This window comes from Chryseobacterium sp. Marseille-Q3244 (assembly GCF_940807095.1).
Taxonomy (GTDB): domain Bacteria; phylum Bacteroidota; class Bacteroidia; order Flavobacteriales; family Weeksellaceae; genus Chryseobacterium.
This window is the reverse complement of sequence record NZ_CALNWX010000012.1, coordinates 59490-75105: the sequence shown is the minus strand read 5'-3', so window position 1 is coordinate 75105 and position 15616 is coordinate 59490. Positions and strand designations below refer to the sequence as shown.

Genomic DNA, 15616 nt, shown 5'->3' with positions numbered 1-15616 from the left:
TAGTATAAAACATCAGAATGATAGAAATCAGAAACATATCAAAAACATTCCATCAGAAGAAGCAGGCATTTAAGGCATTGGATCAGGTGAGCCTCAATATTGATAAAGGAGATATTGTAGGTATCATAGGCTTCTCCGGTGCCGGAAAAAGTACCCTGATCCGTACCGTTAATCTGTTGGAAAGACCGGATGAAGGGCAGATCATTATTAATGGAAAGGATTTCACCCAATTAAGTTCAAAGCAGCTTGCTGAAGAACGTAAAAAAATAGGAATGATCTTCCAGCACTTTAACCTTCTTTCTTCAAGAACTGTTTTTGATAATGTAGCACTTCCTCTGGAGCTGGACCACATCAGCAAAGATCAAATCAATAAAAAGGTCAACGAATTACTGAAGATTGTTGGCCTTGAAGATAAAGCCCATGATTACCCAAGAAGCCTTTCCGGAGGACAGAAACAAAGAGTGGCCATCGCAAGGGCTTTAGCCAATGATCCTCACCTGTTGCTTTGTGATGAAGCCACCAGTGCATTGGATCCGGTTACCACCCAATCTATTTTACAGCTCCTAAAGGATATTAATGTGAGATTAGGAATTACTATTCTTCTGATTACCCATGAAATGGAAGTCATTAAAGCTGTTTGTAATCACGTTGCCGTGATAGACAAAGGAAAACTATTAGCTAAAGGAACATTAAGTGAGATCATTTCAAACCGGGAAAATCCGGTGATCCAACAATTTATAAATTCAGACATCATGACCCTGCCACAGGAACTCAATACCAGGCTACAGAAAGAACCTCAGGAAGGTTTATTTCCATTGGTCGAAATAGAACTTAACGAAAACATAAGTGTTGAACAGATTCTTTCAGCCTTATACAATGAACATAAAATCCCTTACAAACTTTTGAAAGCAGATGTAGAATATTTTGGGAATTCTAATTTTGGTAAACTACTTTTGCAACTTCAAGGAGAGGCTGAGGAAAACCAGAAGGCCATCTATTATTTTAATCAGAACAAAATTCAAAATACAGTAAAAGGATATGCTTAGTGATGCAGTACTTGCCCTTTTGGCAAAAGGAACCTGGGAAACAATTTATATGACATTCGTATCCGGATTTTTTGGATTTGTTTTAGGGCTCCCCGTTGGAATTCTCTTATTTTTAACAAGAAAAGGACAGTTGTTAGAAAATGTGATCTACTACAGAGCATTATCCATTATTGTCAATATTTTCAGAGCTATCCCTTTCATCATTTTAATTGTATGGATGATTCCTTTTACAAGGGTTTTAGCGGGAACCTCCATTGGAGTCAATGCAGCATTGGTTCCATTAAGTGTGGGAGCAGCCCCTTTTATTGCAAGATTGGTTGAAAACAGCCTTATCGAAGTTCCTCACGGATTAATAGAAACAGCGAGAGCCTTAGGCGCTTCCCCTTTTCAGATCATCAGAAAGGTTTTACTTCCGGAAGCACTTCCTTCATTAATTAATAATGCAACCATTACATTAATCACATTAGTAGGGTATTCTGCGATGGGTGGTGCTGTAGGTGCCGGTGGATTAGGACAGGTTGGATACCAGTATGGATATATCGGTTATGATATTGTGATTATGAATACGGTATTGATCTTACTAGTACTTTTGGTTTTTATCATCCAGTTTATGGGAGATAGACTTTCTAAGAGGTTTGACTATAGATAAGTTGAAGGTAATAGAGTTTTTGAGTAAAGGAGAATAAATAAACGAACGCTGCTTTTGTGATTTTACTATTTTAACTTCTTTACAAATTAAAAAGAATAGAATGAAAAAAATAAAAATTTTAGGTTTAATCGCTGCTGGAGTACTTCTTTTCAGTGCCTGTTCAGGAAGAAAAGATGATCCGAACTTTATCCGAGTGGGAATTACTTATGGACCAGAGCAGGAAGTCGCTGAAGTAGCTAAAAAAGTAGCAAAGGAAAAATACAACCTTGAAGTGGAGCTGATTCCTTTCAATGATTATGTTGTTCCCAATGAAGCTTTGATGAATGGAGATATTGATGTGAATGCTTTTCAGCATGCTCCTTATTTAACCGAACAATCAAAACAAAGAGGATATAATCTTGCTATTGTAGGAAATACGTTTGTCTACCCTATTATAGCTTATTCAAAGAAAATTAACAATCTTAACCAGTTACAAAATGGGAGCACTATTGTTATTCCCAATGACCCTACCAATGGTGGACGTTCCTTACTTCTATTGCAGAAAAACGGTTTACTGAAACTAAGAGCAGGGGTTGGATTGCTTCCAAAGGTTACCGATATTACTGAAAATCCAAAACAGCTGAAAATTATGGAAATTGAAGGAGCACAGATCCCAAGGGTTTTGGATGACAGAGATGTTGTAGTAGGAATCATCAACAATAATTTTGCTGCACAAGCCGGATTGGATTCAGAAAAGCAGGGTATATTTAAAGAAGATAAAGACTCTCCTTATGTTAACCTTGTCGTGGCAAGACAGGATAATAAGAACAGCCAGAAGGTAAAAAACTTTGTTAAAGCTTACCAATCTGATGAAGTGGAAAAGAAAGCCCTGGAAGTTTTCAAAGGAGGAGCTGTGAAAGGATGGTAATGAGCCTGAAGATTGAGAAGTAGAGTGCGAGGTTTAAAGTTCAAGATCGTTATCCCTTCACTCCTAATTAACGATTCACTTGCGAAGCAAAATTGACTATTGACATCAAATATTGCATCTCTCAGTCTATTATCTACAAATCTCTCCCAACAGATTTCTACCTTCCAATAAATAACAAGCTGCCAGCAATTTTGTAGGCAGTTTTTTTATGTTTCAAAATTTATTTTCTCAATTTGAGATAATATAAAAATTTTGTTTATTTTTGCTTCAATCCATTAAAAAGGCAATATGTTAAAGAAAACCGCCATTGTAAGTTTATTCACCTTTATTTCTGTTTCTTATATGGCCCAGAACACTACTCCCATTTATTTAGATGAATCAAAACCTGTAGAACAGCGTATTCAGGATGCCCTTTCCAGAATGACCCTGGAAGAAAAAGTAGCTATGCTGCATGCACAGTCAAAATTCAGTTCTCCCGGTGTTCCAAGATTAGGAATTCCTGAGTTCTGGACGACTGACGGCCCTCATGGGGTACGTCCTGAAGTCATGTGGGACGAATGGGATCAAGCCGGATGGACCAACGACTCCATTATCGCCTACCCTGCCCTTACCGCTTTATCTGCTACCTGGAATAAGAAAATGTCCTGGAACTACGGTAAAGCATTGGGAGAAGAAGCCCGTTACAGAAAGAAAGATATTCTATTGGGCCCAGGTGTCAATATTTACAGAACTCCTCTAAATGGCAGAAACTTTGAATATATGGGGGAAGATCCTTATCTGACCTCAAAAATGGTAGTTCCTTATATCAAAGGGGTACAATCTAATGGGGTAGCCACTTCTGTTAAACACTTTGCCCTGAACAATCAGGAAATGTTCCGCCATACCAGCAATGTAAATGTAGATGACAGAACATTATATGAAATTTACCTGCCTCCATTCAAAGCAGCAGTGACAGAAGGAGATTCGTGGACGATTATGGGCGCTTATGATATGTATAAAGGTCAGTATGCCAGCCAGAATCAATACCTTTTAAATGATATTCTGAAAAAAGAATGGAATTATAAAGGTGTAGTGGTTTCCGACTGGGGTGCTGTTAACAATACTGAGCAGGCTATCCATAACGGATTGGATCTTGAATTCGGATCATGGACGAATGGTCTTTCTGCCGGAACCAAAAATGCCTATGATAATTATTATCTGGCAAAACCATATCTTGACCTGATTAAAGCAGGAAAAGTAGGAACTAAAGAACTTGATGATAAGGTAACCCGACTGCTTCGTCTTGCCTACAAAACGACAATGAACCGAAATAAACCTTTCGGAAATATCGCTTCTGAAGAACATAAAGCTGTAGCTAAAGAAATCGGGGAAGAAGGAATTGTTCTGTTAAAAAATCAGGGAAATATACTTCCAATCGATGTTAATAAGGCTAAAAGAATTGCTGTTGTTGGTGAGAATGCCATCAAGATTATGACTGTGGGCGGTGGTTCTTCATCCTTAAAAGTAAAATATGAAACTCTTCCTTTAGACGGAATCAAAAATAGATTTGGAAAACAAGCTGATGTGCAATATGCCAGAGGGTATGTAGGTGACATTGGTGGAGAGTACAACGGGGTAAAATCCGGACAGGACCTGAAAGACACCCGTTCTGAAGCGGAACTCATCAATGAAGCTGTAGAATTAGCAAAAAAATCCGATTACGTAATTTTCGTTGGCGGATTAAACAAAGCAGACTTCCAGGACAGTGAAGGAAATGACAGAAAGAGCTATGGATTACCTTACAACCAGGATAATGTGATTACAGCATTAGCTAAAGCGAACAAAAATCTGGCTGTAGTTTTAGTTTCAGGAAATGCAGTAGCCATGCCTTGGATTAAAGAGGTACCAACAGTTTTACAGGCATGGTATCTGGGTTCTGAGGCTGGAAATTCTATTGCTTCTATTGTAGCAGGTGATGCCAACCCATCAGGAAAACTTCCGTTTACTTTCCCTGTAAAGCTTGAAGATAATTCAGCTCATCAACTTGGAGAATATCCTGGTCAGAAAGATGAATTGGCTGCAGGAAAAGGAAAAGATCAGAAAAACCCGATCAATATCACTTACAACGAAGGTGTATTTGTAGGATACCGCTGGCATGATACCAAAAACATTAAACCTCTTTTCAGCTTCGGACATGGATTAAGCTATACCACATTTGAATTTGGAAAAGCAAAAGCAGATAAAACAAGTTTATCACAGAACGATACTATTACTTTTACGGTAACCGTTAAAAATACAGGAAAAAAAGCCGGAGCCGAAGTTGCACAGCTTTACATCAGCGATTTGAAATCATCTGTTCCACGCCCTGCCAAAGAATTAAAAGGCTTTGAAAAGATTTATTTAAACCCTGGAGAACAAAAAGAAGTGACTTTCACCATCGATAAATCTGCATTAAGTTTCTTTGATGCTCAAAAACACGATTGGGTAGCAGAACCGGGAGACTTTGAAGCTTTAATGGGTAATTCTTCGGATGCCATCAAAACAAAAATAAAGTTTACGTTGAAATAGTAATGGATAGAAGATGGAAATTACTATTTGACGACTAACTTATCTATCTAATTAATTTTGTAGAATTTATGAAGCAGGTTTCAGTTTTGAAGCCTGCTTTTTTATTTCTCGCAGATTCCTGTGCCTAAGTAGACGTTCTCATCTATCTGTGTAATCTGTGACATTCGCGGGAACTTAAATAATTTTTAACCATCAAGAAAAATAAAAACTTTAAAGAAGCCAGCTTCCCATCGTTGATGAATAAAAAAGGTTCCTTTATCAATAGCGCCGGCTATAATTTTAGTGATTCAAATCTTCAGAAAACTTCCCGCAGATCATACGGATTACACAGATTTTTTTAACTTATCTGCCTATAAAAATACAGTATTGAAATAAAAAATAAAGGTTTCAATTTGAAACCTTTATTTTTTATTGAACTAACTTTTTATTTTGCTCCTCCAGCATTTTTCTCAACATCCGTTTTGGTATTTTCTTTCACTTTCTGGTTCCCGAAACGCTTTACAAAGGTAACATTCACCCCATACCAATCCCATAATTCATATCTTCTGACTGTTCCTCCCTGATTGTAAGTAATATCATCAGAATAAGGTCGTTTAAAGATATTCATCAGCTGTATACTGGCCTCCATCTGTGTTTTAGGAAATATTTTTGTAATGGAAATATTGTGGAACACATTAGTATTATTGGCTTGGGTATTTCCATTGTTCTGATTGGAGATTTCCATCCAGGCACTCAGGTTAATATTTTTATTGAAAAGGTTCGTATAAGAAAGATTGGCAGAACCACCCCAATAATTGATATATGCTCTCCCTCCGATATCATTCTTCAAATTGAAATCATGATTATCAATATAGTACCAGCCGAAGCCAACATTCAGATTCAGCTTATTTTTAAGAAAATTCTGATTGGTATTGGCAAAAATGTAATATTTCTCAACTTTCCCATTAAAGTTTCCGGGGAAAGATACATTTCTTCCTCCTTCACTGGAATAAGTAGTCCAGTAATCCTGATTGGTATACATATATCTTGCAGAAATAAAATACTTTTTCAGGATTCCAAACTTCAGATAAAGCCTGTCGTTAGGGTTTGGATTCAGATCCATATTTCCTCTGGAATACGTTCCGTCAATGGATGGAGTTAAAAAAGGATTGAATTCCGAATACCAGGGTCTCCAGATTCTACGGTCATAAGTAAGGCTCAAATCATATTTATCTGAAAAATTATATTTCAGCAATAAGTTAGGGAGAAAAGTACCATAGCCGTCTTTTCTTTCGGTTCCTGCAACGTCCTGTCTTACCTTGAAATCAATATATTCATATCGAAGACCTATCCTGGTTTCCAGTTTCTTGAAAAACGTTTTGCTATAGTTGGCATATACAGAAGTTATATTATCCTCATAATGGAATTTATCCCTTGTTGAAAGCCCTGCATATTCAGAAGTCCCCAAACTGTATCCATAAAGATTATTAGGAATTACATGATTGTTAAGTTCTGTTTTTCCTCCTACTTCAATTGTTCCCCAGGATTTGCCTAATGGCTGGGTATAATCTACTTTCAGATAATAATTACGCATCTGCCCATTATTTACTGATCCTATTTCTTTAATATTTGGATCATTTAATATTGTTTTATTGATGAGCTCATTATTATCATTTCCGGAGTAATTGGTTCCTAGATTAATATCCAGGATCCTGTTTTTTTCTTTATCGTAATATTTATAAAAAGCATTCGTTCCCAGATTACGGTAAAAGGTATTCGCGTTTTGAGCCTGATGATAATCAATAAAATCTTTTTTCAGATAATCATATTCTCTCCCGTCTGTATCTGATGAAGATAAACCACGGCTTTGATAATACTCCAGGACAACTCCTATATTATTTTTATCATTAAGCTCAAATTCGGAAGTAGAGGAAAGTGATGGCGTTTCACTTCTGGATATGGTTTGATAGCTCAAATCCCTATTGAGGGTATTGTCAGCATAAAACACAATATTACTGGAACCTTTTTGTACATAATTATTATTAGAATAACTTCCTATAAAGGTTTGCGTAAATTTCTTTTTGTGGTAATTCAGGTTGAAGTTGGAATACTGTGTATTTTTTGTACTCTGTCTGTTACTGAGTGAAATACTTCCTTTTAATCCTTCATCATCGCGTTTTTTCAAAACAATATTGATTACGGAACCGGAAGCTTCATATCGTGAAGACGGGCTTGTAATCACCTCGATCTTCAGTAGATTATCTGCCGGAATCGTTTTAAGGTATTCTTTTAATTCTTTTCCTGTAAAAACTGATTTTCTATCATTGATATATACTGTGACCGATTGCCCTTCCGCTTTTATAGCGTCACTATTGTCAATACTTACCAGTGGGGTCATTCTCAGTACATCCCATGTAGTATTTCCAGCTACGATAGCACTGTTTGCCACATTAAAAACAGTTCGGTCTACTTTAGACTCTACTGTTGGTTTTCTCGCTACAATGGTAACCGCTTCTATCTCTTTTGCATTTCCCTTTACAGTATCCTTAGCAACTGGATCTGGAGTCTGAGTCTGGGCCAGAACCAAAGAACCCGTTAATGCTGCTATAGAAAATAATATTCTTTTCATGTGAAATCTTAGTTTTATCTATAAGACCACTATACGCTAACATTTGTTACATCAGAAAAATTAAAGAACGAAATAAACTTCTAGGTTTTAACAGTTTACCAAATTCATTTTTAAAAATAATTTAAAAAAATAACAATTATTAAGATAAAACAAACAATTAAAAACCCTTATTCCCAACATATATACAATAAATCCATCATGATAATAATTTCTATTAACCAAACTTTAACATTATTTATTTTCATTTTACCCATAAAAAAGCCCGGATCTCACCCCGGGCCGCTAGCAATAGCAAATTTACAAGGATTAAAAAATAAAAAATATGCTAGTTTACATTTTCAAAATAATGGATCATACCTACTTCTGGCAGATGATGCTGATCTTCATTAAAATCAGCTTCCTGATTACTCGTACTTTCTAAAAAAGAATTACTGAATAAAGCATATGAAGGTTGCTGTGCCCATCCGTTTTTCAATAACTGATGCGCCTCTACAATCGGTTTCCCGTACAATTTTCTGAAACTTCCAATATTATACTGTGAAAATGCCCCATAATGGACAATAAATTTCAAAGATAAATCTATGGTAGTACTTAAGCTTTTACTCAATTCTTTTATTTTTCTGTTGAATGCATTGCGCATTTTCCAAAGCATTCCTGAAATATTCTGATACGATGGATGTTCATCATACCGATAAAACAAAATAGCATCACCTTCAATTTCAGAAATTTCAAAATACTGATTGTTCACATCAATCAATGTAGAAAGTAGTTGTCTTACAATATATTCTCCTGTATAAAGTTTGGTATTGAACACAAATTCGGTAAATCCGCTAAAATCCGGAATTAAAATAATTCCCTCCTGTATATTTGTATCCTTCATAATAATTTTGGATTAAAAACCTGCTGCATCTAAAGACGAAGCAGGTTTAATTTTACTTTATTGCCATCCGCCACCTACGGAGCGATACAGTGCAGTGATTGCGTTCAATCGCTGAGCTTTCAGAGAAGCCAGTTCCAATTCAGCATTAAGCTTATTGGTCTGTGTCATAATGACCTCTACATAGGTTGCAGAGTTATATTTGAATAACAAATCCGCTTTCTTTACAGCTTCATTAGACTTCACAACCAATCCTTCAGCAATTTTCTGTTGTTCTTCCAGTTTCTGAATCTGTACCAGTGCATCAGAAACCTCTCCTACTGCCTTCAACACAGCTTGTTTAAAACCTATTTCAGCCTGATCTGCCAATACTTTAGACTGTTCATACTGCGTTTTCAGCTGTTTTCCATTCAAAATAGGCTGGGCAATGGCTCCGGCAGCCATTCCGAAAAGAGATCCCGGAATACTAAACCAATGACTGATCTGGAAAGCATTTACTCCGCCCTGAGCCGTAATATTCAATGACGGATACATGCTCATTTTGGCCACATGAATTGCTGCGGCACTCTTCCTCACTTCCAACTCAGCAGTTTTTATATCTGGCCTATAGCTTAATAATTCTAAGGGAACTCCCGCAGAAATATGGTCCGGAGACTGAATAGTATTCAGACTTGCACTTCTTTCGATTTTCTCAGGCATAGAACCCGTTAATAAACTCAAAGCATTTTCCTGGGTAGCCACAGAACTTTCAATCGCCGGAATTGTTTTCAGGATCTGATCTTTTACAATTTCCTGTTGTTGTACCGCTAAAGCTGTTGTTAATCCAAGCTCCTGCTGTTTTACCAAAAATTTCAGGGTAGTATCCGCATAGGTAAGATTGGATTTTGTAATTTCCAATTGAGTATCCAGCATCAAAAGATTGTAATAGCCCTGAACGACTGCTGCCACCACTTGTGTTTTTACCGCTTTCGCTGCTTCCTGGGTTTTTAGATAGTCTGCTAATGCCTGCTCCTTTCTTCCTTTAATTTTTCCCCAGATGTCAGCTTCCCACGAAAAATTGAGCCCTGTCGTATAATCTTCTGTATACCTCTTTCCCATAAACTGCCTCCCCATCATTCCGTTCATACTGTTATCTGAAGCACGGTTGATAGTGGCATTCGCAGTGGCATTGATTGTAGGAATATTTCCCCATTTGCTTTGCGTATACGCTAATGAAGCAAATTCTATTTGTTTTAAAGCTACCTGCAAATCATTATTCTGCACCATTGCTTTATCAATCAATTTTACCAAAACCGGATCTTTGAAAAAGTCTTTGTAACCGATCTTCGCAATATTGTCATTCTGCTCAACCACAACACTGTCACTTCTGAAAGCTTCAGGCATTTTCACTTCAGGCTGTTCATACTTCTGGACTCCGCAAGAAACAGCGGTTCCCGAAATGAATGCGATATATGCTATATTTTTAATTTTCATTGTTAAAATCATTTGAATTAATATTCCCAATCTGCATCAGTTACTACTCTTCCGTTGATTTTCTCATGCAAAGCCTGGAACATCACAAAAAGTACCGGAACTACAAAAATCCCTAAGATGGTTCCAAAAAGCATCCCTGAAATTGCCGCATATCCAATAGAATGATTACCCATTGCTGACGGTCCTATTACAAAAATCAATGGAAGCAATCCTGTAATGAATGCCAAAGAGGTCATCAAAATCGGACGTAATCTTGCTTTTGCTCCTTCCACCGCTGAAGCAATAAGACTTTTTCCAGCTCTTCGTCTCTGGATAGCAAATTCCACGATCAAAATACCATTCTTCGCCAAAAGCCCGATCAACATTACAAGAGCAATCTGAACGTAAATATTATTAGATAACTCTGCGAAAGTAATTCCCACAAAAACGCCTGATAATCCTACAGGAATAGCGATCAATACAGCTAATGGAAGAATATAACTTTCATATTGTGCTGATAAAAGGAAGAATACAAATACAATACACAACCCAAAAATCATTACTGACTGCGAACTGGAACCTGCCTCTTCACGGCTCATCCCTTTATAATCATAAGTATATCCAGGAGGAAGAACCTGCTTGCTTACTTCTTCTACAGCCGCCATAGCTTGTCCTGTACTGTAACCCGGCGCAGCCATTACTGTTAAATTGGATGAATTGAAAAGGTTGAAACGGTCTACCACCTCAGCTCCTGTTGTCTGCTTTAAACTCACCAAAGTATTGATAGGAACCATTTGTCCCAGGTTATTTTTAACAAAAAGTCCATTCAGAGATTCTTTATCCTGTCTCGTTTCTGGAGTAGACTGTACTAAAACTCTGTAATATTTCCCAAATCTATTGAAATCTGAAGCCTGAATACTTCCGTAGTATCCCTGCATCACTCCCAATACATCAGAAACATTCACTCCAAGCTGAGCGGATTTCACCTCATCTACAAGCACTTCAAACTGAGGATAGGTAACATCAAAAGTGGTAAATGCGACCGCCACTTCAGGTCTCTGCATCAAAGCACCCATCATTCCGTAGGAAATATTTCCAAGGTTCTGAAGTTCTCCATTGGTACGATCCTGAAGCACCAGCTCCATTCCACTCGTATTTCCGAAACCATCAACCGTTGGCGTATTAATTACAAGGAAATTCGCTCTTTTATCTTTGGAAAGCATTCCCTGCGTCTGCCCAATAATGTCATTGATATTGCTAACAGCTCCTCTTTCTCCTGAATTTTTTAATTTAACGAAAATAGAAGCTGCTGAGGAAGACATTGATCCACTGAATAAGTTCAGCCCATCTACAGAAATCACTTTATCTACCGCAGGATCTTTCATCAAAAGATCTTCCGTATCAGATACTACTTTGGATGTTCTGTCTTTAGACGCTCCAGGTGCCAGGTTAGCCGTTACAATAATAAAACTCTGATCTTCATCAGGAATAAATCCTTTTGGAGTGGTCATAGACATCCAGGCAAACAATCCTCCAAACGCTACAATCATGGCCACTGCAATCCACTTTTTCTTCAAAAGAAACAGTACCGCTTTTCCGTAACGGAATGTCAGCTTATTAAAACTCGCATTAAATCCAGCAAAGAAACGGTCTTTAAAGTTCATTTTTTCATGAGTTCCCCCATGATGCTGTTTAAGAAATAATGCACATAAAGCTGGACTTAAAGTCAATGCATTGATAGCAGAAATTATAATAGCAATTGCTAATGTTAAAGCAAACTGTTGATAGAACAGCCCTGTGGAACCACTCATAAATGCTACCGGAACGAATACCGCAGACATAATTAAAGTAATGGAAACAATAGCTCCTGTAATCTCACTCATCGCAGACATGGTAGCTGCTCTTGGATTCAGTTTTTTATGCTCCATTTTAGCATGAACGGCTTCTACCACTACAATGGCATCATCCACCACGATACCAATCGCGAGCACCAGGGCAAACAATGTAAGAATGTTGATAGAGAATCCAAAAATCTTCATAAAGAAGAACGTTCCTACAATCGAAACCGGTACTGCAATGGCTGGAATTAAAGTAGATCGGAAATCCTGTAAGAAAATATACACTACAATGAATACAAGAATAAATGCTTCAATCAAGGTATGAATTACCTGTTCAATTGATTGGTCTAATGCCTCTTTAGTCGCATATGGAATTTCATAATCCATTCCTGCCGGGAAAGATTTTTCCAATTCCTTCATTCTTTCCTGTAGTGCAATCTGAACCTCGTTCGCATTGGAACCCGCCATCTGGAAGATCGCCATCGTTACAGAAGCTTTTTTATTAAAGTTAGAGGAAACCGTATAACTGTAAGCTCCAAACTCTACTCTGGCAACATCTTTTAATTTCAAAACAGACCCGTCGCTTAATGCTTTAATGGTAATATTTTCGTATTGTTCAGGCTCGGTAAATTTTCCTTTATACCGGAGAACATATTCCATTACTTCTTTACTTCTTTCCCCTAATCTTCCGGGTGCTGCTTCGAGATTTTGGGTCTGAATCGCACGGGAAACATCAGATGGAGTAAGATTATAGGAAGCCAGTTTATTCGGATCAAGCCATACTCGCATAGAATAATCTTTGTTACCGTACACCATAGCATCACCTACTCCTTTCACCCTTTTCAGTTCCGGAACAATATTGATTTTTGCATAGTTTTCAAGGAAAAGATCACTCATTGAACCATCTTTACTCGTTAAGGAAACCATCGCAATCATACTATTCTGTCTCTTTACCGTAGTAATTCCGGCCTGGATCACCTCAGCAGGAAGCTGGTTGGTTACCTGTGCTACCCTGTTCTGAACATTAATCGCAGCCTGATCCGGATCTGTACCCAGTTTAAAGATCACAGTAATACTCAATGTTCCATCATTACTCGCTGTAGAAGTAATGTAATCCATATTTTCTACTCCATTGATGGCGTTTTCCAATGGTGGAGCCACAGATCTTGCAATTGTTTCAGCATTAGCTCCGGGATAGGCAGCCGTTACCATCACGGTAGGCGGTGCAATATCCGGGAATTTTGTAATCGGCAGGCTGACCATACCGACAATCCCGAGAATAACAAGCAACACGGAAATAACCGTGGCCAGTACGGGTCTTTTTATAATTTTCTTTAACATGATTTCTTCTTACGATTTTTTCTGTTGAGCATTTTTCTTTTGTGCCACTACAGGAGTTCCCGGCTGTAATCTGTCGAAACCGGAAACGATATACTGATCTCCAGCTTTCAACCCTTTGGAAACAATGAAATTATCACCCGCTTTTCCACTGACTTCTACAGGAAGCATTTCTGCTTTTCCATTCTTGATCGTAAACACAAAAACTTTATCCTGAATGGTTCTGGTAGATGCAATCGGAAGCAACACAACATTGCTATAGAACTGATCCAATAAGATCTTTCCTGTATTTCCGCTTCTCAGGATATTATTCGGGTTGTTGAATTTTGCTCTTAAAGTAATAGAACCCGTAGTTTTATTAAACTGCCCTTCAACAGCATCAATCCTTCCTGTCTCAGCATACTTTTCACCACCGGAAAGTAATAGAGATACTGCCGGAGTGTTTTTAATAACCTCATCAATACTGCTTCCTACATATTGTTTCCGGAAGTTATTAAAGTCATTTTCACTTAAGCTGAAATAGGTATACACCTGATGAATATCTGACAGTAGGGTAATCGCTTCCTGGTTGCCTGGTGTCATCAAGCTTCCTAAACGATAATTGAATCTTCCGATAAATCCGCTTACCGGAGCTTTAATCGTAGAAAAATTAAGATTGATCTTTGCCGATTCAATGGAAGATGTTGATTGGCTTACTGCTCCTCTAGCTGCATTATAAGCCGCTTCAGCTTCCTTCACCTGTATTTCGGAAACCATTTTATTTTTTAAAAGTTCCTTTTTTCTGTCCAGATCAATTTTAGATGTCGAAAGATTAGCCTGCGCTGTAATCAATGCAGCCTGCGCACTTTTCATCTGTTCAGTAAATATTCTGTCTTCAATTTTAAAAAGTGGTTGCCCGGCTCTCACATAATCTCCTTCATCTACAAAAATTTTACTTAGGTATCCTGTTACCTGAGGTCTGATTTCTACATTAGAGATTCCTTCAACCGATGCTGCATATTCTCTGGAAACTGAAGCGTCTCCTTGTTGTACTATTTCTACAGGAAGTTCTGGTGCCTGTTGCTGATAAGCCTGGTTTTGATTCCCTTTCTTACATCCCGCCAATGCAATGAGTGCAAGAAAAAGTAGTGTTGATTTTTGAACAAAAAATCTTTGCATAACTCTAGTCATTTAAATTTTCGCCACAAAATTCGAACGAAAAAAATTCAATAGAATTATTCAAAAAACCCCTTGTTTTGTCAAAAAGACTCCTTATTTTAAAAAACATGAGAAATATCATTCATAGATAAATTGAATGATATATTTCTAAAATTTAAATCAAAAATAAGTCAATTTTTTATCAAAAAGACACCTTAAACACAACTCATTGATTATCAATACAAATCATCTTTCCTGTACTCCAGAGGAGCTCTCCCTGTATGTTTTTTGAAAAATTTACTAAAGGACGCCTGATCTGAGAATTTAAGCTTTGAAGCTACTTCATTGACATTAAGATTCGGATTTCTGAGCAATAATCTTGCTTCTACTGCCAATACCTGATGAATAATATCCCTAGGTGTTTTGAACATTGTTTTATTGATCACTTTGGTAAGATATTTCCGGCTAATAAATAACTTGTCCGCATAGAATTGTACATTGTGTTCGTCTTTAAAATACTGCTGAACAAGTATAAAGAAACTGGTGGTCAGTTCGTCTTCCCTAGGGGTCACCGAATGCGGCTTTTCAATTTTTTTGAAATAATTATCGATTTCATAGATAACCAACGAGAAGTGGTGCCAGATCATTTCGTTAAAATAATAATTATCTTTCTCCTTGTTATTCAACATCTTCAATTCATCAAGGTAGAATTGTAACCTTTTATAAAGTTCCGGTTCATTCCTTACAATATGAGTAGGGTCTGATGACAAACTCTTCAGAACATTATTAGATTTATAATTAAAACCAGCCTGGGAAATAAAATCTACCGAAAAGAAAATATATTTGGCATTATAATCATCCGCAATATCATCTACCCAAAAAGTCTCTGCCATAGGACAAAAGACAATATCTCCTTTATAGACCATATATTTTTTATCATCCAATCTAAACCCCACACTCCCCTCCTGAACCAAAAAAATACAGAAATAATCTGAGCGATAGGGCATATTAGGTTTGATAATATAATTTGCTCTGTCAATTTCCATTACCACAAACTCTTTGATCCTGAGATCAAATTCTACTTGCTGTAACACTTCATCAAAAGCCAGCTGTGAAACAAAATCGGGTTCCTGGAGAGATTCTTTAGGGGACTTTTTAGCCATAGGAAATGGATTGTAGGGCACGAAGGTAGTGAAAAAGAGGAAACCGGGAAAAGA

10 protein-coding genes are annotated in these 15616 nt (G+C 37.3%); 4 read left to right on the top strand and 6 right to left on the bottom strand.

Annotated features, from left to right (window positions below):
* Positions 1 to 17 precede the first annotated feature (17 nt).
* From NBX25_RS18535 to NBX25_RS18520, 4 genes are all read left to right on the top strand, one after another.
* Positions 18 to 1046 carry a methionine ABC transporter ATP-binding protein gene (locus NBX25_RS18535; RefSeq protein WP_250254841.1) on the top strand — a complete coding sequence of 343 codons (1029 nt, stop codon included), beginning with the start codon at positions 18 to 20 and terminating at the stop codon, positions 1044 to 1046.
* Positions 1039 to 1695, top strand: coding sequence for a methionine ABC transporter permease MetI (metI, locus tag NBX25_RS18530; protein ID WP_250254839.1), 657 nt, complete (start codon positions 1039 to 1041; stop codon positions 1693 to 1695). Before NBX25_RS18535 ends, metI begins: the two co-directional genes overlap by 8 nt.
* A 100-nt stretch (positions 1696 to 1795) precedes the next feature.
* Positions 1796 to 2602 (top strand): methionine ABC transporter substrate-binding lipoprotein MetQ, encoded by an 807-nt coding sequence (gene metQ / locus NBX25_RS18525; RefSeq protein ID WP_123910848.1) that lies wholly within the window; start codon positions 1796 to 1798, stop codon positions 2600 to 2602.
* 288 nt (positions 2603 to 2890) lie between these two features.
* A complete protein-coding gene (locus NBX25_RS18520) occupies positions 2891 to 5149 on the top strand; it encodes a glycoside hydrolase family 3 C-terminal domain-containing protein (RefSeq protein WP_250254837.1) in 2259 nt (752 codons plus the stop codon).
* Between the two features lie 424 nt (positions 5150 to 5573).
* Here NBX25_RS18520 and NBX25_RS18515 read toward each other — a convergent pair whose 3' ends face one another.
* From NBX25_RS18515 to NBX25_RS18490, 6 genes are all read right to left on the bottom strand, one after another.
* Positions 5574 to 7757: an outer membrane beta-barrel family protein gene (locus NBX25_RS18515; protein ID WP_250254835.1), complete on the bottom strand. Its 2184-nt coding sequence runs from the start codon at positions 7755 to 7757 to the stop codon at positions 5574 to 5576.
* A gap of 325 nt (positions 7758 to 8082) precedes the next feature.
* Positions 8083 to 8637, bottom strand: a complete 555-nt coding sequence (locus tag NBX25_RS18510) for a DUF2652 domain-containing protein (protein WP_123910845.1) — start codon at positions 8635 to 8637, stop codon at positions 8083 to 8085.
* Positions 8638 to 8694: 57 nt separating this feature from the next.
* Entirely contained in the window at positions 8695 to 10107 is a 1413-nt protein-coding gene (locus tag NBX25_RS18505) for an efflux transporter outer membrane subunit (RefSeq protein WP_250254834.1), read from the bottom strand.
* 17 nt (positions 10108 to 10124) lie between these two features.
* Positions 10125 to 13265: an efflux RND transporter permease subunit gene (locus NBX25_RS18500; protein ID WP_250254833.1), complete on the bottom strand. Its 3141-nt coding sequence runs from the start codon at positions 13263 to 13265 to the stop codon at positions 10125 to 10127.
* Positions 13266 to 13274: 9 nt separating this feature from the next.
* Positions 13275 to 14420, bottom strand: coding sequence for an efflux RND transporter periplasmic adaptor subunit (locus NBX25_RS18495; RefSeq protein WP_250254832.1), 1146 nt, complete (start codon positions 14418 to 14420; stop codon positions 13275 to 13277).
* A 215-nt stretch (positions 14421 to 14635) separates the two neighbouring features.
* A complete protein-coding gene (locus NBX25_RS18490) occupies positions 14636 to 15562 on the bottom strand; it encodes a helix-turn-helix domain-containing protein (protein ID WP_123910841.1) in 927 nt (308 codons plus the stop codon).
* Positions 15563 to 15616: the final 54 nt, after the last annotated feature.

Bases quoted from the DNA above. Each gene is read 5' to 3' on its own strand.
- NBX25_RS18505 (WP_250254834.1), bottom strand. From the start codon at position 10,107: ATGAAAATTAAAAATATAGCATATATCGCATTCATTTCGGGAACCGCT.
- NBX25_RS18490 (WP_123910841.1), bottom strand. From the start codon at position 15,562: ATGGCTAAAAAGTCCCCTAAAGAATCTCTCCAGGAACCCGATTTTGTT.
- metQ (WP_123910848.1), top strand. From the start codon at position 1,796: ATGAAAAAAATAAAAATTTTAGGTTTAATCGCTGCTGGAGTACTTCTT.
- NBX25_RS18535 (WP_250254841.1), top strand. From the start codon at position 18: ATGATAGAAATCAGAAACATATCAAAAACATTCCATCAGAAGAAGCAG.
- NBX25_RS18495 (WP_250254832.1), bottom strand. From the start codon at position 14,420: ATGCAAAGATTTTTTGTTCAAAAATCAACACTACTTTTTCTTGCACTC.
- NBX25_RS18520 (WP_250254837.1), top strand. From the start codon at position 2,891: ATGTTAAAGAAAACCGCCATTGTAAGTTTATTCACCTTTATTTCTGTT.
- NBX25_RS18510 (WP_123910845.1), bottom strand. From the start codon at position 8,637: ATGAAGGATACAAATATACAGGAGGGAATTATTTTAATTCCGGATTTT.
- NBX25_RS18515 (WP_250254835.1), bottom strand. From the start codon at position 7,757: ATGAAAAGAATATTATTTTCTATAGCAGCATTAACGGGTTCTTTGGTT.
- metI (WP_250254839.1), top strand. From the start codon at position 1,039: ATGCTTAGTGATGCAGTACTTGCCCTTTTGGCAAAAGGAACCTGGGAA.
- NBX25_RS18500 (WP_250254833.1), bottom strand. From the start codon at position 13,265: ATGTTAAAGAAAATTATAAAAAGACCCGTACTGGCCACGGTTATTTCC.